Source organism: Blastopirellula sp. SH421 (assembly GCF_057808535.1).
In genome coordinates this window covers 4,529,158-4,547,589 of sequence record NZ_CM173712.1, presented here as the reverse complement: position 1 = coordinate 4,547,589, position 18,432 = coordinate 4,529,158, and the positions used below count along the sequence as shown (strand labels likewise).

Genomic DNA, 18,432 nt, shown 5'->3' with positions numbered 1-18,432 from the left:
ACAGATACTGCACATCGTCGATGGGAATCTCTCTTAGTTAGGCATTCGTCATTGGCCTTCCCGAGTGGACTCAGCTACCGCGTTTTTTTCACTGGCCCGCGAATTTCAAAGGCGACGAATCCCGCGCAGCAAACAATCCCGCCAACCTCGCTTGAAGTTGCCGATCTTCAACCACAAAACAGCGCCTCAGTGAGACCAACTGGCGGCACGGCTTCCTTGAATGTGTGAATTAATAATCGCAAAATCCTAAGACTTTGTCAAGGTGCAATCTTCGCCCTCGCCACCTGACCTTGGCCAAAGCGGTTCGGCTTGCGGCAGCTATGCTTTTTCGATGAGCTGACGATGCTCCTCAGTAATCTGCTTGAGGTTTTGCTCGGTTTCTGAGAGCCGATCACGGCATTTATATAATGCGGACGCAACCTTTTGGGTGGCCAAATCACAGGCAGCCAAAGCGTTCTTAATTTTTGACTGCACAACCCAATCTGCGATCAATCCGTCGAAAAAGTAGTCTGCAAAGGTTGAAAATCCACCGATGTCTTCCAATGAAAGCTGAAGACGCAGGTCAGCGTCAGCAAGTTCTGCTTGGAATTCTCGCAGGTGTTGCTGGGCGATTTGTGCTTGGCTTTTGGCAGAGTCGATTTTTGAATGCTTGGCCCAAGTTGTAATTGTCCCGCCACCCAGCATGTCCCATGTGCCCCAATTTTCGGCAGCGTAAAGTTCGGACCGAACCTGTTCCAGCGACTGCTGGGCAGTGGAGCCTGCCTTGGCCGCCTCGCGAAGTTCTTTGCGGTCCGCTGCTAAGTCAGCCAGTTGATCCGCTAGTTTTAGGATCGTAGCGGCATTTGGTGCGCCAGTTTGCGAGAGGAGCTGCTGCTTCTCCTTTAACAGTCGATGATAGTCGCTCTCTGCATCGCGTAGGATCGTTCGTTGGGTGCGCAGCTTTTCGATTTCCTGCTGGGCGTCATCGACTGCTCGAACGCATGCTTCGTACTTCAGCTTTGCGGCGAGATATTCTTGTCGCTCCGTTTCTAGTCGCGCTTCTTTGACGCCGAGGATCGCGTAAAACAAACCTGTTAAACTGTTCCCTTCTAGCCGGTCAACATCCGCTTTTTCTCTGTCGAGAATCTCCTCGAACTGCCTGCAGCGGTGCTGCAATTGTTGGAGTTGAGCTAGCGCCTCTCCCAGCATCGAGTCGAGCTTCTGTTTTTGACGAAACTCTCCCTTCGCCTTACTCAGTTGCTCGCGAATGTCATTCAGCACGTTGGATTCCTTGCAGACCGTTTTGTCGGCGAATTTCTCGAAGTTTGCGATGCGGACCTATACAGCAAGCTTCGCCAGAACTGTCTTTTGTGATCCTGATCGAGAGTTACGGTAGAACTGCCTGATACTGAGACATTACCGCCTGATGGAGCGTTTCACTGGATTTTATGTATAGATAAGGGTCGGCAGCGTGTTGACGTCGAACACGAGTTCTGGATGAATGTAGCCGATCGCGTGGAGAAATCAAAACTTGGTCCAATCGGATTGAAAAGAGCTGCGCTGTTAGACTCGCTGAGGTAATCGGCACACGTAGAGTTCGAGGGCCGGCACACTACGAGCCAGGACGCAGGAAAATGTGTAGCTTTAGCCTCCACGAGTCCTGGGCTGGGGGCAGAGAACGCCTGAGATCAACCGGATGGCTCGCGAATGTAGCTGATCGTCTAGAGCAGCAATCGGTTATGTTGCCGGACTTCTCCGTGGAAGAGGATGAGATTTTGAATTTACAGAGGGGAGAATTCATCGTGACGCATGCCCCAAAAAAAAGGCGGCTTTCTAGGAAAGCCGCCATCTAGTTTACATAGCGCATCTCTAATAACGCTGCTCGTCCTGCTGAGCCCGATCGTCGCTTCGATTACGATTGCTCTGCTTTGAACTTTGCGAGCTTTGATCCTTCAGCGTCTGTTGCGTCGCTTCTCGAATATCGACGCTGCGATCATTCACGCGAATCACTTGAGCTAGAAGAGACTCTTGACCATTGATGTTTCCTTTACGGGCCAACATTTTGATCTTTGTGCCCTTCTGAATGTCGAGATCCGTGATCTCTCGATTCGGTCCAAGGTTCACTTGCATTGTGCCATGATCCTTGGTTTTGACCGTGGCGATCAAGAATTCGCCGTTACGACCCTGGAACGTCGTTTTTCGCGTATCCTGAACTTCGCCTTGGTAGCGTGACAATCCTGTTTTTTGCGGCAACGGGTTCTCGATGGTGTGGTCACCCGTCGAGACGTGGCTCGCCAGCACTACTTGGCGACCGTCAATTCGTGCGCGAACGCCTGTCGCCTGCACTTGATCTCCTGTTTGCAAATCAAGTTGTCGGACCTTGCTTACGCTGCCCAAACAAACGGTCTTTGTTTCACCTTGGTCTGTCGTGACCTTCGCGACTACCTTTTTCTCTTTGGAGCTTACCAGAGACTTATGCTCAAGACTTTTCACCTTTCCCGAGATGTGCACACCCTTCCGCTGCTCCCTATACGCCGAATTTTGTTTGTTTTCAGCGTTTTGAGCGCGGGCACGACTCGCTTTGCGGGCGTTCTCCAGATCAAACAAGTAAATCGTTTCGACCGCATCATACTTGCCGTCACGATCTAAATCGGTCGCAATATGAACCCAGCCATCGAGATTTAGCTGATATTGCTTTTGATCTTCAGACGTGCGTTTTTGAGTATTGGGCTGTTGCGAGTTTTGATTGGAATCGCGCTGCGATCTCTGAGTTTGATTACGATTTGAAGTCCCATCCCGCTCTTCATCTTGCTGCGAGATATGGCTGCTTCGTCGTTGATTGTCATTGAGTTGAGCTTGCGTCAAAGTTGTCAAACCAACCGTTGTTGCCAGGGCGAGAGCGCCAATCTTCCAGTTTTGTAAATGCATAATTAAGTCCTTCTTGTAAGAAGTGCGTAAAGAATAATTGCGTGTCAACTTGATACGCCGTAAGTAACTGTTCTCGACGACGGATTGGGCGAACTAGTCCCAGAACCACCAAGAATCGCTGGAATAATCGTCGTCAAGTTGATCCTGTTGGTCATTGGGGGCTTGAACGTCAGTTTGCAGATCAGCTTCCTGCTCGCTGACTTGCGCCTCGCTGACCTGCTGCTCGTCGATTCGCTTTTTATCAACGCGATGTTGTTCAACATCTTCTTCGTCGCGGCTCCATCCGTTTTTTCCGGAGACATTTAACTCGACTTCCACCCAGTTGTCATTGCCATCCGTATTGGACGGGTCGTTTTTCTTGTCGGTTTCCCACCAGTCGGTGCCCGATAAGCTGAGGTCAACTTTCCACCAGTTATCGCTCCAGTCATCGTGAGAAGATTCGGCTTCAGACCGCTCCGCATTCTCGCCGGACTCAACATTTTTTTGTTTCGTTAAATCGGTCGCGTTCTCACTTCTCGCTGTATCCTGTGCATTCGCTCGCAGAGGAACTCCAGCACACGCAAATATCAACAGAAGCAGTGAAAGTTGGGTCCACTTTGTCCAATTCATTTTTGAACTCCTAAGGGTATGAATGAGTGAAAAACAGAAAGCTCACTGCGCCGCAACAAGCTGGCTACAGCGCGGCTCACAGAAAATAGTTGCGTCGATGAGCGGCTTGTTGATCAATGATTGAACTCCGGATCAAAAACGCAAAGGGTTCCGCAAGTCTCACTTTTCGTTACCTTGCAGGGCCGCAAGTAGTATGCCACTTAGTATTTCTTTCACGATTTTGATGTTGGTTGCGACTGCGTTACTTTTATGGATTTGGGCCGGAAGTAAAGGGATTGTTCGTTGATCTGGCCACGCTCCAGCAACGAGCGTACGAGTAAGAAATCAAGACTTCGCCATCCAAGATCTCCGCAGAGAAAACGCTGATTGGTGACAGGCCGGCCACCGTGAACGAGTAGCTACCATCTTTCATCTTGCACGCGACGGACTGATCGGAAAGCTATCTCAAACGTTCTGGATGCGTTCGTACATGCTCACTAAACTCCAGTAACAGAATGAGCCTTGTGAAGTTGAAGCATGAGGTCGTGATGTCAGATTCGATCTCGGCGACGTTCGGGCCTACGCAGCGCTTCTCAACGAACGGCAATTCCTACAAACCTGAGTAGAGGAGAGCAAACTAGCGCTGCTCCCTCTCTGTCGATGGCGTCTCTGCTGGCTTTGAGTCAGCGCTGGTCTGCGCTGACCAGCCAGAAGACGCTCTAGAGAGGCTTAGACGCGACGTGTACTAGCATCGGCGCCAGGGAGAAGATCGACAATGGACTGCCTCCTGCGTGCGTCGAATATACGCCTGGTTCAATCACTTCGAGTAGAGAGTCTGAATCGATGAACGGCGTCACTTTTTTTGCAGGAACGCAGCGCCGGTGCGGCTCAGCAGGAATCATTGCCTGAACCATTCCTGCGCCACGGTACCGCAGTCTATGAGAGCAGTATCCGAGATTGATTTAGATGCAGAGGGAACCGCTCTCTGCATACCAGCAGCAAGTAGTTAGAAATTAGTTCCGATGAAATATCGGCACGGAGGGCGTTGGTGAACAGCCTGGGATTTGTGTCCCCCCGGCACTTTTCTGACAGCGACTTGGTGCACTGTGCAGCAAGTGCACGGTAGCAATCTAGGCTTGTTCGACCAAGTGGCTAGGATCGCTTTACAAGCAGGGCTATTGTTTATTTAGGTGGCGCCTGGGATGAGATCTCTCCAGCGGTTACTTCCTGACAGAGCCAGCGATGTTCAGGGGGCTCTGGAATGGATTCAAGTGGTTCGCTCTACGGCTGCGCTGGTCTGCGTTGATTTGCATCGACGTCACGGCTTCGTCGCCTTCGGTCATTTGACGCTGCTTGTATGGAGAGCGCTGTAGACGCTATCGCTTCGGGGAAAACGCTGTAGATCGCTGAGGAAGTTGGGCGGAACTTGAACTCGCTTGCTTGGCCCGAAGTTCTCAAAGCAGCGCGTCAGTCTTGGTTCAGCGAGGCAAAGAGACGCAGCAGCTGGGGAAATGGTGGGTTATCCTCTTGAATTGCTGGTTGCGTTTAGATCCACCCCCGCCGAAAGCGTGAGGTTTGGAGCCTGAGCTTGTTTGGCGAGAAAGCTGGAACCGAAGCCAAGAAATAAAAATAGGCTGGATGCATTTGCAGGTATGCATCCAGCCTAACGCGGCAACCTAATGGGGCGACTTATTAGGCTGCCGGTTGTGCGGTTTCGAGTACGACGATGCGGTTACGCACCTTTTGAACTCCCGGTACATGTTGGGCCACGGCGTGCGCGGCCAAGCGGAGGTAATGCGACTTGGTCGATCCACGTAGCGTGATCTCGTCCGCCGAGGAAGCTTCGCACGAGATATGATTTAGATCGGAATATCCCAATAGACCCAACGCATCTCGTACTCGTTTCGCCAATTCAAGGCAATGATCGGCTGCCGACATTAAAGGCATGGCAATCTCCAGAACCAAACAATCGAAGGGGGGAGCAAAAGTTCGGTGAGTCGCACTTAATGCTGACTCGATAAGTAAGCGGTTGGGCGCCCTGAGGGGAGGCGACTTACGCTTAAAATCAAAGAAAATGGCCTGCCGGCGTTTTCTTAACGGATCCAATTAGCAGCTACTGTGCCAGATCGCCAAGATCTGTGGAACGAATTAAAAAATCAGCGTTCCATGCGGAGAAAAGCGACTGTTCGAACGCGCAATGACCTTGGAATCCAGCAGATCGAATGGATGGCTGGCGTTTCAAAAGTGGACGTTTGAAAACCAGAGCGAACGCCTGGCGACCAGCGGTACTGATAGCTAGACGATCTCCTTTACTTCTTCACTTCGACAGAGGGTTTCTCTTCAAAGTAGGCTTCGAGTTTGTCATCAATTTGCCGTCCGAGCGCCGCGGCGGCATTTTCGACCGGATTGTAAACGGTCTCTTTAAATTGGCGGATCTCGTGCTCGACTAGATTAATCGTGCGGTTGGCCTGATAACCGGTCCAGAGTACGCCGATCATGCTGATTAAAGAGAGACTAACGCTTGCTAACATGCACCATTTGATGGTCTCGACCGAGCGGGTCATCTGGCGTCGTGCTTTCTCTCGCCGCAACGCCTTTCGCTTTCGACGCAGATCCCGCTCTTTCTCAGCGGAGGTGGCTTGTTGGCGCTCAACGACCCTTTGGACAATTGCTTCTATGTTCGCCGTGTCAGGCGATTCGGTGGTATTCATACAAATACATGAGAAGCAATATTTATGCCGGCCGATCTGTTTTTGCGGACAAAATAGTGACAGCGCAAAAAAACAGCCGCCAAAGATGCGGCGGCTGGAGTGGGAGCATGGGTTCGCAAAGCGTGTTAGGCCTTGGGGCCAGCTTGCAGTACGGCTGAACTGACGCCGGGGGCGTATTTCTTAAAGTTGTCAATAAAGAGCTGCGCCAATTTATGGGCTGCTTGCTCGTAGTCTGCGGTGTTGGGCCAACTGGTTTGGGGAACTAACAGCTCGCTGGGGACGCCGGGGACTTGGGTGACGGTTTCGAAGCCAAAATAGGGATCGGTTGCGGTCTGGCAGTCGCTGAGCGCTCCGCCGTGAATTGCGTCGATAATTGCGCGTGTGTAACGGAGCTTGAACCGCGAACCAACGCCGTAGCCTCCACCGGCCCAGCCGGTGTTGACCAGCCAAACTTTAGCGTTGTGTTTCGCCATTTTCTCGGCCAGTAGTTCCGCGTACTTACCGGGATGCCAAACCAGGAAGGGACCGCCAAAGCAGGGACTGAACGTCGCTTGCGGTTCGGTGACGCCCATCTCGGTCCCGGCGACTTTGGCAGTGTAGCCGCTGATGAAGTGATACATCGCTTGCTCTGGAGTCAACCGACTAACCGGCGGAAGCACGCCAAACGCATCGCAGGTCAAAAAGATGACGTCATCCGGGTGGCTGGCGATGCAGGGGATCTTGGCGTTGCGGATGAACTCGATCGGATAAGCGCCGCGGGTATTTTGCGTGATGCTGGTGTTGCTGAAGTCGACATGGTGGTCATCTTCGTCGTAGACCACATTTTCGAGCACGGCGCCAAACCGCAGCGCTTGAAAGATTTCGGGCTCAGAATCAGGCGCCAGATCGATCGCTTTGGCGTAACAGCCTCCTTCGATGTTGAAGATGCCGTCGTCCGACCAGCAATGCTCATCGTCACCGATGAGTAAACGTTTGGGGTCGGCCGAGAGGGTGGTTTTGCCGGTGCCAGAGAGCCCAAACATCACCGAGCTGTGACCAGATTGCGGGTCAGTTGTCGCGGAGCAATGCATCGACAGCACACCAACTTTGGGCATGTAGTAGTTCATCATGGTGAAGACGCCCTTCTTCATCTCGCCGGCGTATTCGGTACCGAGGATCACCATCTCGCGCTTCTCTAGGTTGACGTCCACGCTGGTCTTGGAGGTCATGCCGGGAGTGTGCTGGTTGGCCGGAAATTGTCCGGCGTTGTAGATGATGACTTCCGGATCGCCAAAATCGGCCAACTCTTCGTGGGTCGGACGAATCAGCATCGTGTGCATGAACAACGCATGGTACGGGCGTGAGCAGATGACGCGAACTTTCAGCCGATATTTGGGATCCCAGCCAGCAAATGCATCGACCACGTACAACGCTTTACGGGTGTTGAGATAGTCCTTGGCCCGCTCTAGATTGATGACGTAGGAGGCTTCGTCAATGTTGATATTGACCGAACCCCACCAAACCTCGTGGGCCGATTCTTCGGCGCGGACGATTCGTTTGTCGGTGGGAGAACGCCCGGTTTTTTCGCCCGAGTAGGCGATCAAAGCGCCGGAATCAGCGATGGCCGCTTTTTCGTCAACGCGAATCGCTTCTTCATAAAGTCGCGAAGGGGCGAGATTGCGGCGTACATCGGCGACTATAATGCCGTAAGGGGTTAGGTCCATCGTGCCCATCGTCCTGCCTTCTGAATCGAGAATCGTTCCCCAGAGTTGCAGTCACTGATTCTAACCTTTCTGCCCCCAATGCTGGGAGAGGAGACGGCAGGAGCGCGGCGCCATCCGGCGCGATTGCAAAAAAAGGATGGGTGGATGCAAAAAAAAGAGCTGGCCAATGGCCAGCTGAAAGTATTTCGAGCGGTGAGAAATCGCCGGTTCTAGATAATCTCTTTGATCGGTTCAACATGTTCGACGCCGGTTAGTTTTTGATCCAGACCGCTGTAAAAGTAGCTGAGGTGATTGGGATCGAGACCCAATTGGTTAAGCACCGTCGCATGCATGTCTTTGACCTTTAGCGGGCGTTCGACCGCTTCGGCGCCCAGTTCATCGGTCGCGCCCACGGTTGTGCCCCCTTTGATGCCGCCGCCGGCCATCCACATGGTGAAGCCATACGAGTTGTGATCACGGCCGGTCCCTTCGGCATATTCGGCCGTTGGCTGGCGGCCAAACTCACCACCCCAGATCACTAGCGTCTCGTCCAGCAAGCCGGTTCGCTTCAGATCTTGCAGCAGCCCGGCGATTGGTTTGTCGGTACGCCCAGCGTGATAGGTGTGGTTTTTGACGAGGTCGCCGTGTGCATCCCAGTTGGCGTCGTTGTGATGACCGCCGGAGTAAAGTTGCACAAAGCGCACGCCGCGCTGGACCAAGCGCCGCGCCATCAAGCAGCGGCGGCCGAACTCTTCGGTGTCTGGATGGTCCATGCCGTAAAGCTTCAGCGTATCTTCGGTCTCGTCGGCAAAATCAACCGCTTCCGGCGCCGACTCTTGCATCTTGTAGGCGAGCTCATAGCTAGCGATCCGCGCTGCTAGGTCAGAGTTGTCCAGGCGCGACGCCAGATGACGATCGTTGGAGTCTTTCAGCGTATCAAGGATATCACGCTGCATTTCGCGGGTGATCCCTTGCGGCGGTTTCAGGTCAATAATCGGCGCCCCTTTCGATCGGAAGATCGAACCTTGATAGGTGGCCGGCATGAAACCGCTTGACCAGTTCTTGGCGCCGCTGATCGGACCACCGGTCGGGTCAAGCATGACCACATGTCCAGGCAGGTTTTCGTTGACGCTGCCCAGGCCGTAATTGACCCATGAGCCCATGCAGGGGAAGCCGCTGAGGATCCGGCCTGAGTTCATGTTGAGCATGGCCGAGCCATGGATCGGCGATTCGGCGGTCATCGACTTCAAAAAGGCGATGTCATCGACGCAGCCTCCCAAGTGGGGAAACAAGTCCGAGACCCACTGACCCGACTCGCCATATTTTTTAAACTTCCACTTGGGACCAACGACGCGGCCTTCGTTCTTTTCGCCGCCGCGACCTTTGGTTTTGACCGGGATCGTCTTGCCGTCAAGCGGATAGAGATCTGGCTTGTAGTCAAAGGTATCGATATGGCTGGGACCGCCGTACATGAAGAGGAAGATGACGCTCTTTGCTTTGGCCGGAAAATGAGGCGATTTGGCCGCGAGCGGATTCTGGAACGGCTTTTCACTTTCGGAGGCTTGGGCCTGATTGGCCATAAAGCCATCTTTGGCGAGCATCGCGGTCAGCGCGAGCCCGGTGAATTTGCCACCGGTTTCCCAGAGGAATTCGCGTCGGGTGCGTCCGCAAAAATCACCGTGCGGGATATTGTTTTGGGGCATCGTATTTCTCTCCATGTCTGCAATTTAGAGGACCAAAAAGGGTCGTCTTCACGGCAGTTTGGTTAGTCGATAAAAATGAATTCGTTCAGATTTAGCACCATCAAGCAGTACAGATCGAGGGCCCGATCATCGCTGAGAGAGTGCTTCTGTTTGAGTTTGGCGACTAGTTCTTCGCCAGACTGGATGTCGGCGTCAGTCGCCTGGCGTCCCAATCCCTTGGCGATCGAGAGGACAATCTGTTGACGCAAATCGCCTGGCGCTGCTTTGCGAAGCAGATCGCCAAACTCTTTCGCTTGTTCATTGAGAAAGTCGCCGTTGAGCATTCCCAATGCTTGTGCAGGTTGCGTGGTTGCGAACCGTTCAGGGCACAAAGCGTCGGTTTCGGGAAAGTCATAGTTGGCCAGCATCGGCGGAATCAGAGAGCGTTTGACAAAGATGTAGATCGCGCGGCGATTCCGCTCCTCCTCAGACGAGTCGCCCCAGCCGGCGCCGGGCTGCGATTGACCTGCTTTGACTTCGTCAGAAACTTTCGGATAGTAGCTGGGGCCAAACATCTTGTCATTGTAAGAACCATTGGCGACCAGCAGCGAATCGTAAATCTCTTCGGCCGAGAGACGCCGCATATCGTGGCGCCACATTAGATTGTTCGCCGGGTCTTTGGCGAGCTCTTGTTCAGAACCGGCCGACGACATGCGATAGGTGTTCGAAAGCATGATCAGCTTGTGCATCTTTTTCATGCTCCAGCCGCTCTCGACAAACTGGGCGGCCAGCCAATCGAGCAGCTTGGGATGGGTCGGCTGGTCTCCCAGTTGACCAAAGTTATCGGTCGAACGAACGATGCCGCGACCAAAATGATGCTGCCACAATCGATTGACCATCACCCGCGACGTCAGCATGTTGTCGTCCGCCGTGATCCATTTGGCCAGCGCCAAGCGACGACCTGAGGTTTGGCCGTTGGCGGGCGGAATGATCTCAGGCTCGGGCGCTTCAAAAATATCGGGGAAGCCGGGCTTTACTTCGTCGGCGGGAACATGCGGATTTCCCCGCATCATCAGATGCGTCGCCGGCGGAGGATTGAGCGCCTTGTTGATGCTCATAGCAAATTGGCGACTGGGAAGCGCTCGCTGCTCTTTACGCATGTTTCGCAACTCTTGGCGAAGCGTCGCATAGGCTTCGCTTTGAGCCGGCAACAATTCAGGAATTTGCTTTTCGATTTCTGCCCGCTTCTTCGGGTTACGAGCTTCACGGCGTTGATCTTCCGGCAGTTTCTCGACAACCTGATTGTATATTTCATCGAGCCGACCTTGCATCTCGCCGATCTTTTGGTCAAGCGTATCATGCGCCTGCCGGATCTCTTCGCTGGTAATTTCTCGACGACTGTTCGAGATATCGCCGCGTGTTCCATAAGGTGCGACATCGCGCATGAACGCGACCATTTCGTAGTAGTCGGTCTGCGGAATCGGATCGATCTTATGGTCATGGCAACGAGCGCAATTGATCGTCAGTCCCAACATCGCTTTGCCGGTGGTGTTGACCAAATCGTCGTAATGATCGTACTCGTGTTGCAGGGGATCTGCTGGTTCATCATCCCACACGCCCAATCGATAGTAACCGGTGGCGATGATGGTCTCAGGGGTCGGATTGGGAAGCTCGTCTCCGGCCAACTGCTCCAGCAAAAACTGATCGTACGGTTTATCCTCGTTGAACGAGCGAATCACATAATCGCGATATTTCCACGCGTCAGGCTTGTCGCCATCGCGCTCGAAACTGTTCGTTTCGGCGAAACGCACCAGATCAAGCCAGTGGCGCCCCCATCGCTCGCCATATTGGGGCGAAGCGAGTAAGCGATCGACTAGGTTCTCATACGCCTGCGGCGAATCATCGGCGGCGAACGCTTCGATCTCGTCATAGGTCGGCGGCAGTCCGGTCAAGTCGTAATAAGCGCGGCGAATCAGCGTGCGGCGGTCGGCCGGCGGATTCGGTTGGAGCCCGTTGGTTTCGAGACGCTTCAATACAAAGTTATCGATCGGGTTAGCGACCAGGTCGGCGTGCTGCACTTCGGGCGGAGTTTGCGGTTCTGGCTTTTCAAAGGCCCAATGCTTTTTCCAATTGGCTCCTTCTTTGATCCATTGACGCAGCAGCGCTACTTCAGCGGACTTCAGCGGCTTTCCCTCGGGCGGCATGCGTTCGAACTCGTCGGTGGCAAGCACGCGGCGCAGCAGTTCGCTCTCTTCTGGTTTGCCGGGGACGATTGCGGCTAGTCCAGAATCGGCCTCGGCGAGCGCGCCTTCACGCGTGTCGACGTGCAGTCCTGATTCGACATCGCCGGGGCCATGACACGAGTAACATCGTTTGGCCAGCAGCGGCTGTATATCGCGAGCGTAGTCAACTTCTTCCTGAGCGTAGCTAGCGCTGCATAGCGTCAGCAAACCGATCAGTGGGAAAGCGAGTTGGTGGATAAAACGACTCAATTCGAGGCTCCAGGAACGTCGCACGGGACGCATTCGAGGCAGGATGGTGATCACTCGGTAGGCACGAAATCATCAGAAAAGGGAAAGAACGATTCCGTCATGGTCTAATTCTTTCTCTTTTGAGGGTTCGTTTCAATGAGTTTTCGAAACGAGTAATTGAGAAGTTTTGCAGGCTTGACCGGCCTGTTGGAACAGAAATCTTGAAAAAAGGGGATAATCGACCCCAAAAAAGGGTTATCTGGGTCGTAAATGGATTGCGTGTGGCTGTTGGCCTGGGTCATAATTGGCAGATTGGGTTGCTCGCCACTGTTCATTCTTGAGAACTGTTACGCTCTATGCAACGTCGTCGCGTCATGCTGATTGTCGAAACGTCGCTGGTCTACGGCCGCGAGGTTTTACGGGGAATTAACCGCTACGTCGTGGCGAATGAGCCGTGGTCGATTTATGTCGACCTGCGGGAACTGGTTGTCCGGCCCCCCGCATGGCTGGAAAAATGGGAGGGAGACGGCATCATCACGCGGTCGACTACGCCCAGTCTGGCTGAGAAGCTTCGCGCTTTGAAGATTCCGACCGTCGATCTGACGGACATTTATGGGAATCAGGGTTTGCCGCAGATTGGGACCAATCATGAAGCAGTCGGCAAAATGGGGGCGCAGCACCTTCTGGAGAGGGGGTTTCGCCATTTTGCCTTTTGTGGATTCACTGGACACAACTGGTCGGCACGTCGGCAAGAGGGCTTTAAAGCGGTTGTCACCAAAGCCGGCTTCGACTTTCATCAGTATCAATCTCCCTGGGACACGACCACGGCATTGACCTGGGATGAGCAACAAAGCCAGATTGTCCGTTGGTTAGAGTCGCTGCCGCGGCCGACCGGCATCATGGCTTGTAACGACATGCGGGGCCAGCACGTGCTGGATGCATGTCGACGGATCAGCGTCGCCGTGCCGGAAGAGATTGCGGTGATCGGCGTCGATAATGACGAGCTGGTTTGCGATCTCTGCGATCCGCCGCTCTCCAGCATCATGCCGAACCCGCAGCGGATCGGGTACGAAGCAGCGTCGATGCTGGACGCGCTAATGCGCGGCGAACAGCCGAAGCAAATGAACAAGCTGATCGAACCAATCGGCGTGGTCACTCGGCAATCGACCGATGTTTTGGCGATTGATGATCCGTTGGTTGCATCGGCAGTTAAATATATCCGCCAACATGCATGCGATGGCATTTCGGTTGAAGAAGTGTTGAAACAGGTTCCGGTCTCACGCTCCATTTTGGAACGTCGCTTTCGCAAATATATCGGTCGTTCACCACAGTCCGACATTCGCGCTGTGCAACTCAAACGCGTACGGCAGTTACTGCGTGAAACCGATCTGCCGCTAGAACGCATCGCGACGCTCGCCGGTTACGATCATCCTGAATACATGAGCGTTGTCTTTAAACGCGAACTGGGACAAACCCCTGGCCAATATCGGACGCAAAACGTCAAAGGGGCGTCGCGGCGTTTCCGGTAATGTGCGAAGATTCTCGTGCCGGAATCACTAGAGGAGCATCGCCCATGTCGAGCCAACCGCTGCGGATCACCATCTGGAATGAGTTTGTCCACGAGCAATCCAATCCCGAAGTCGCCAAGCTTTATCCCGATGGCATTCATGCGGCAATCGCTGCGTTTCTGCGAGAAAAATTAGGAGACTCCGCTCAGGTCAGTACGGCGATCTTGGGTGAGCCTGAGCATGGTCTAACCGCCGAAAAGTTGGCCGCGACCGATGTGCTGTATTGGTGGGGACATGCAGCCCACAACGACGTCAGCGACGAAGTGGTTGATCGTGTGCAGCAGCGCGTGTTGGAAGGGATGGGCCTTGTCGCGCTCCACTCAGCACATGACTCCAAGATCTTCAAGCGGTTGCTCGGTACACGCTGCAGTCTGCGGTGGCGTGAAGTCGGAGAGCGCGAACGATTGTGGATCACCGCGCCGGGACATCCAATTGTCAGCGGTCTGCCAAATGAGTACTTCGAGTTGCCGCATGCCGAGATGTATGGCGAATACTTTGACATCCCGCAGCCAGATGATGTGATCTTTATCAGCTGGTTTGAAGGAGGCGAAGTCTTCCGCAGCGGATGCACTTTCACCCGCGGCGCCGGCAAAATCTTTTACTTCCGCCCAGGGCACGAAACGTACCCTATCTACTACGACGCGAACATCCAACAAGTGCTGACCAACGCGGCGCTGTGGGCACGGCCCAGCGGCGTGACCTATGCAGGCGAGTGTCGCAATCCGCAGGAATCGCTAAGCCCCATCGAGAAGCGGGATTAGGATCGCGCACCCAAAGTGAGCGTCCCCGCTTACTATCGAATTGCGATTTTACGACCGTCAATTGTGACTCGGCCGGCGGCAAACGCTTGTAGGACCTGCGGGTAAAGTTCGCACTCAACTTCAAACACGCGAGCAGCGAGCGACGCAGCGTCATCATCCGGCAGCACCGGTATCGATTGCTGAGCGACGACTGGTCCATGATCGTAGTGATTGTCGACCAGGTGAACGGTGCACCCGCTCAGTTTTACGCCGTAGTCGAGCGCGGCCTGATGGACCTTGGCGCCGTAAAAGCCAGCGCCGCAGAACGAAGGGACTAGCGATGGGTGAATGTTAATCACGCGATTTTCAAAATCATCGGGGATCAATAGATGCTTCAAAAATCCCCCCATCACCACCAGATCAACATCGGCGGCGCGACACGCGTCGAAGACCGCCGTACTAAACGCTTCGCTCGAGTCTTGCGCGTTCCAGTCGACGATCGTCGAGGGTATATCGGCGTCTGTCGCGTATTGCAAACCTTTCGCTTTGCTCGTGCTCGATACTACAATCGCAATTTTGATCCACAGTTGCTCCGCGGCGATCTTTTCGATCAGGTTGCGCAGAGTAGTGCCGCCGCCTGAGATCAGTACGGCGATGCGCAAGGGGTTTTCTGCGGAATGAGTTGAACCGTTCACGCGTTAAACCTTCTTCACAAACAGCTGCGCTGCAAAATCGCCGATCTCGCACTCGATGGGCGCGACGCCGGCTAGTGCTTTCAACAAAAGCTGATTCCCCAGCGTTTCACCGGTGATGTAGTCGCTGTTCTCGGTCAGCGCCGCCGAGAGTTCCGCCGCATCGGTGTGGACGCCGATTTCGATGCGATCCGTATAGGCCAAGTCCAGCGCTTTGCGTTGATCTTGGATCAAGCGAACCAGGTCTTTGCAGTAACCTTCTCGCAGCAGTTCGGGCGTCAACTCTTTGTTGAGCACAACGACGCACATCTTGCCTTGCGCGGCGGCCCAGCCGGGCTTCGCATGCAGGCGAACCTGGATATCTTCGCTATCAAGTTCGATCGACTCTCCGGTGAGCTGGAGCAGGATCTTGCCGCTTGATTCTAGTTGCGATAACAGTTCGCCGCCGTCTGCTTTGGCGAGCGCACCTTTCACCTGCGGCAACAATTTGCCGATTTTCGGGCCGAGTCGCTTGAGGTTTGGTTGCACCTGATAGTCGATGTACTTTTGACCTTCCTGCGTGAACTGAACCTCTTTGACGTTTAACTCTTCACGGATCAAGCCGCCATGCGACTCGAGCCAGTCTTGATGCGTCGCATCGCCCAGCACTACTTCGACCAGCGACAACGGCTGGCGAACCTTCAGCTTCTCATCCATGCGAGCCTTGCGACCGAGCGACGAGATCTCGCGGATCAAGTTCATCCGAGTCGAAAGTTGCAGATCGATCGCGGTTTCGTCTGCTACCGGGAAATCGCACAAGTGGACGCTTTCGGTAGCGCGAGCGCCGAAAACGCCGGCCAAGCTGCGCCATAATCCTTCGGCCAAAAACGGCGTGAACGGCGCGATCAGTTTGCAGGTGGTGATCAAACACTCGTACAGCGTCCAATAAGCGTCTAGCTTCTCAGGCGACTGTTTATCGCCGCTCCAGAAACGATCGCGACTACGGCGGACATACCAATTGCTAAGCGCGTCGACAAAGCTGGTCAATGCTCCGCAGGCGGCATAATTGTCGTAGGCGTCCATCCGTTCGGTCACGGTGGCGACGGCGACATTCAATTCGCTCAGCACCCAGCGATCGAGCTCGCTGCGCTCGGCGGCTGCGCGATAACCTTTGGCGCCGGCAAGGTCAGCGGCCGACAGTTGTCCTGCTTGTCCGGTCAACGCTTGCTCGGGCTGGAAGCCGTCGATGTTGGCGTAGATCGTGAAGAAGCTGTAGACATTCCAAAGCCGCAACAGAAACTCGGGGATACTGTCTTTGATCGATTGTTCGTTGTAGCGGATTGATGTCCACGGCGGCTGATTGGCGAACAAGTACCAGCGGAGAGCGTCGGCGCCGTACTTGTCGAAGATCTCGTTCGGCTCGCGATAGTTCTTCTTGCTTTTCGACATCTTCTTGCCGTCTTCGCCCAGCATCAGGCCGAGGACGATGCAGTTCTTAAACGGGTGCGGATACTCATGCTGCACCGTTTGACCGTCGCCACCTTGGCCGAACAGCAACGTGCTGATCGCCAATTGGCTATAGAACCAGCCGCGGGTCTGATCGATCGCTTCGCTGATAAAGTCAGCCGGAAACTGCTCGGCAAACCGATCGGCGTTTTGATGCGGATACCCCCACTGCGCAAACGGCATCGCGCCGGAATCAAACCAGCAGTCGATCACTTCGGTGACACGCTGCATCTTGGCGCCGGCGGCGAACGGCGAATCGTAGGTGATCGCGTCGATGTACGGCTTATGGATCTTCAGGTCGTCGACCAGTTCAGGATTTTTTTCTTTGGCCGCTGCCCAAACTTCAAAGCCGGTGGCGCCAGGTTTGGCTTCCAATTCGGCATAGCTGGCGACCGCTTCGGCTTGACCCGTTTCTTCGCAAACCCAGATCGGCAGCGGAGTCCCCCAATAACGTTCGCGCGAGAGCGCCCAGTCGACGTTGGATTCTAGGAAGTTGCCAAATCGCCCATCGCGGATATGGTCGGGCATCCAATTGATCTGCTGGTTGTTGGCCAGCATTTCGTCTTTGAACTGGGTTGTGCGAACGAACCAGCTTTTTCGTGGGTACTGAATCAACGGATCTTCGTCAGCGCGCCAGCAGAACGGGTACTCGTGCAGATATTGATCCAGCAAAAAGAGGAGTCCCCGCGTTTTCAACTCGTGGGCGATGTCTTTGTCGGCTTCTTTGACCCAGCGACCTTTATAATCGGGGGCTTCGTCGGTGAACTTGCCGTCGGGACCAACAGCGCAGATCAAATCGGGCCCCTCGCCGGGGGCAAAGCGATCTTGCTCGGCTTTCAAAACGTCGTAGTCAACTTCGCCAAACGCCGGCGCTTGATGGACCACACCGGTTCCGCTGTCGGTTGTTACAAAGTCGGCCGCGACCACGCGCCATGCAACATGTTGTTTGGTCTTTGGATTGTCGACCAGCGTCCCCTGCGTATTGCCGAGAGTTTTGTAGTAGTAGTCAAACGGCGGTAAATAGCGTTTGCCCAGTAGTGCCGAACCTTGGCAAGTCGCGATTGTTTTCCAGGTCTTCTTCGTTTTGGTCGCCAGCGGTTCGACCAGCGCGGTCGCGACGATCAAATGTTCGCCGGTTTCTTCATCTTCGACGGTCGAGTATTCCAGTTCTGGATGGACCGCCGCAAACTGGTTGCTCGGCAGTGTCCAAGGGGTTGTTGTCCAGACTAGCAGCGCCGTCTTCGGATCTTCGACCAGCGGAAAGCGGACGTAGACGCTGGGATCGGCGACTTCACGATAGCCTTGGCCGACTTCGCCACTGGAAAGGGCGGTTCCTCCTTGGGCCCACCACCAGACGATTTTGTGCCCTTGGTAAAGCAGGCCGCGATCGTAGAAATTCTTCAGCGCCCACCAGACGCTTTCGACATAGCTTTGATGGTAGGTAACGTAGGCTTCGTCCAGTTTCAGCCAAAAGCCGAGACGCTCGGTCAGGCGTTCCCACTCTTGCATATAGCGCCAAACGCTGGCCTGGCATTTGTGGATGAACGGCTCGACGCCGAAGTTTTCGATCTCTTCTTTGGAGTGGATCCCCATCTCTTTGCAGACTTCGACTTCGACCGGCAGCCCGTGCGTGTCCCAGCCTGCTTTGCGCTCGCAGTAAAATCCCTTCATCGTGCGATAGCGGGGGAAGACGTCTTTGATCGCGCGAGTTAGGCAGTGCCCGGGATGCGGCATGCCGTTAGCGGTTGGGGGCCCTTCATAGAAGACAAATTTGGGGCCATCCCGGCGTGCGTCGAGCGACTTTTCATAGATCTTTTGCGACTTCCAGAAATCCAGAACTTCGGTTTCCAGTTGGGGGAACTGCACGTTTTGTTGGTTTTCAGGAAACATGTCGCAGTATTCGGTT

At 54.3% G+C, this 18,432-nt stretch carries 12 protein-coding genes; 2 read left to right on the top strand and 10 right to left on the bottom strand.

All coding sequences use genetic code 11. The features are described 5' to 3' along the window. Window positions 1-318 precede the first annotated feature (318 nt). The 8 genes from SH421x_RS18465 to SH421x_RS18430 all read right to left on the bottom strand — a co-directional run bounded on the left by SH421x_RS18465 (window position 319) and on the right by SH421x_RS18430 (window position 12,062). Entirely contained in the window at window positions 319-1,260 is a 942-nt protein-coding gene (locus SH421x_RS18465; RefSeq protein WP_488851251.1) for a hypothetical protein, read from the bottom strand. 588 nt (window positions 1,261-1,848) lie between these two features. Continuing rightward, on the bottom strand, window positions 1,849-2,907 hold the full coding sequence (locus SH421x_RS18460; protein WP_488851249.1) for a hypothetical protein: 1,059 nt from the start codon (window positions 2,905-2,907) through the stop codon (window positions 1,849-1,851). A 93-nt stretch (window positions 2,908-3,000) separates the two neighbouring features. Further along, window positions 3,001-3,516, bottom strand: a complete 516-nt coding sequence (locus SH421x_RS18455) for a hypothetical protein (RefSeq protein WP_488851247.1) — start codon at window positions 3,514-3,516, stop codon at window positions 3,001-3,003. Window positions 3,517-5,187: 1,671 nt separating this feature from the next. Further along, complete coding sequence (locus SH421x_RS18450) at window positions 5,188-5,442, bottom strand: BON domain-containing protein (protein ID WP_488851245.1); 255 nt, start codon at window positions 5,440-5,442, stop codon at window positions 5,188-5,190. Between the two features lie 362 nt (window positions 5,443-5,804). Then, window positions 5,805-6,059 carry a hypothetical protein gene (locus tag SH421x_RS18445; RefSeq protein WP_488851243.1) on the bottom strand — a complete coding sequence of 85 codons (255 nt, stop codon included), beginning with the start codon at window positions 6,057-6,059 and terminating at the stop codon, window positions 5,805-5,807. A 272-nt stretch (window positions 6,060-6,331) separates the two neighbouring features. Next, on the bottom strand, window positions 6,332-7,909 hold the full coding sequence (gene pckA, locus SH421x_RS18440) for a phosphoenolpyruvate carboxykinase (ATP) (RefSeq protein WP_488851241.1): 1,578 nt from the start codon (window positions 7,907-7,909) through the stop codon (window positions 6,332-6,334). 209 nt (window positions 7,910-8,118) lie between these two features. Beyond that, on the bottom strand, window positions 8,119-9,591 hold the full coding sequence (locus SH421x_RS18435) for a DUF1501 domain-containing protein (protein WP_488851238.1): 1,473 nt from the start codon (window positions 9,589-9,591) through the stop codon (window positions 8,119-8,121). 62 nt (window positions 9,592-9,653) lie between these two features. Continuing rightward, entirely contained in the window at window positions 9,654-12,062 is a 2,409-nt protein-coding gene (locus SH421x_RS18430; RefSeq protein ID WP_488851236.1) for a PSD1 and planctomycete cytochrome C domain-containing protein, read from the bottom strand. 335 nt (window positions 12,063-12,397) lie between these two features. On the opposite strand from SH421x_RS18430, the gene SH421x_RS18425 reads away from it, so the two are divergent. Continuing rightward, the gene (locus SH421x_RS18425) at window positions 12,398-13,570 is read left to right on the top strand and encodes a XylR family transcriptional regulator (protein ID WP_488851234.1); all 1,173 of its coding nucleotides are present in this window, start codon (window positions 12,398-12,400) and stop codon (window positions 13,568-13,570) included. Between the two features lie 44 nt (window positions 13,571-13,614). Continuing rightward, window positions 13,615-14,370 (top strand): ThuA domain-containing protein, encoded by a 756-nt coding sequence (locus SH421x_RS18420; protein WP_488851232.1) that lies wholly within the window; start codon window positions 13,615-13,617, stop codon window positions 14,368-14,370. A gap of 32 nt (window positions 14,371-14,402) precedes the next feature. Here SH421x_RS18420 and purN read toward each other — a convergent pair whose 3' ends face one another. Then, complete coding sequence (purN, locus tag SH421x_RS18415; protein ID WP_488851230.1) at window positions 14,403-15,044, bottom strand: phosphoribosylglycinamide formyltransferase; 642 nt, start codon at window positions 15,042-15,044, stop codon at window positions 14,403-14,405. Between the two features lie 3 nt (window positions 15,045-15,047). Beyond that, a complete protein-coding gene (ileS, locus tag SH421x_RS18410; protein ID WP_488851228.1) occupies window positions 15,048-18,416 on the bottom strand; it encodes an isoleucine--tRNA ligase in 3,369 nt (1,122 codons plus the stop codon). Window positions 18,417-18,432: the final 16 nt, after the last annotated feature.

Excerpts from the sequence above, each read along its gene's own strand:
- SH421x_RS18460 (WP_488851249.1), bottom strand. The coding sequence starts at position 2,907 with ATGCATTTACAAAACTGGAAGATTGGCGCTCTCGCCCTGGCAACAACG.
- SH421x_RS18455 (WP_488851247.1), bottom strand. The coding sequence starts at position 3,516 with ATGAATTGGACAAAGTGGACCCAACTTTCACTGCTTCTGTTGATATTT.
- SH421x_RS18450 (WP_488851245.1), bottom strand. The coding sequence starts at position 5,442 with ATGCCTTTAATGTCGGCAGCCGATCATTGCCTTGAATTGGCGAAACGA.
- SH421x_RS18445 (WP_488851243.1), bottom strand. The coding sequence starts at position 6,059 with ATGACCCGCTCGGTCGAGACCATCAAATGGTGCATGTTAGCAAGCGTT.
- pckA (WP_488851241.1), bottom strand. The coding sequence starts at position 7,909 with ATGGACCTAACCCCTTACGGCATTATAGTCGCCGATGTACGCCGCAAT.
- SH421x_RS18435 (WP_488851238.1), bottom strand. The coding sequence starts at position 9,591 with ATGCCCCAAAACAATATCCCGCACGGTGATTTTTGCGGACGCACCCGA.
- SH421x_RS18425 (WP_488851234.1), top strand. The coding sequence starts at position 12,398 with ATGCAACGTCGTCGCGTCATGCTGATTGTCGAAACGTCGCTGGTCTAC.
- SH421x_RS18420 (WP_488851232.1), top strand. The coding sequence starts at position 13,615 with ATGTCGAGCCAACCGCTGCGGATCACCATCTGGAATGAGTTTGTCCAC.
- ileS (WP_488851228.1), bottom strand. The coding sequence starts at position 18,416 with ATGTTTCCTGAAAACCAACAAAACGTGCAGTTCCCCCAACTGGAAACC.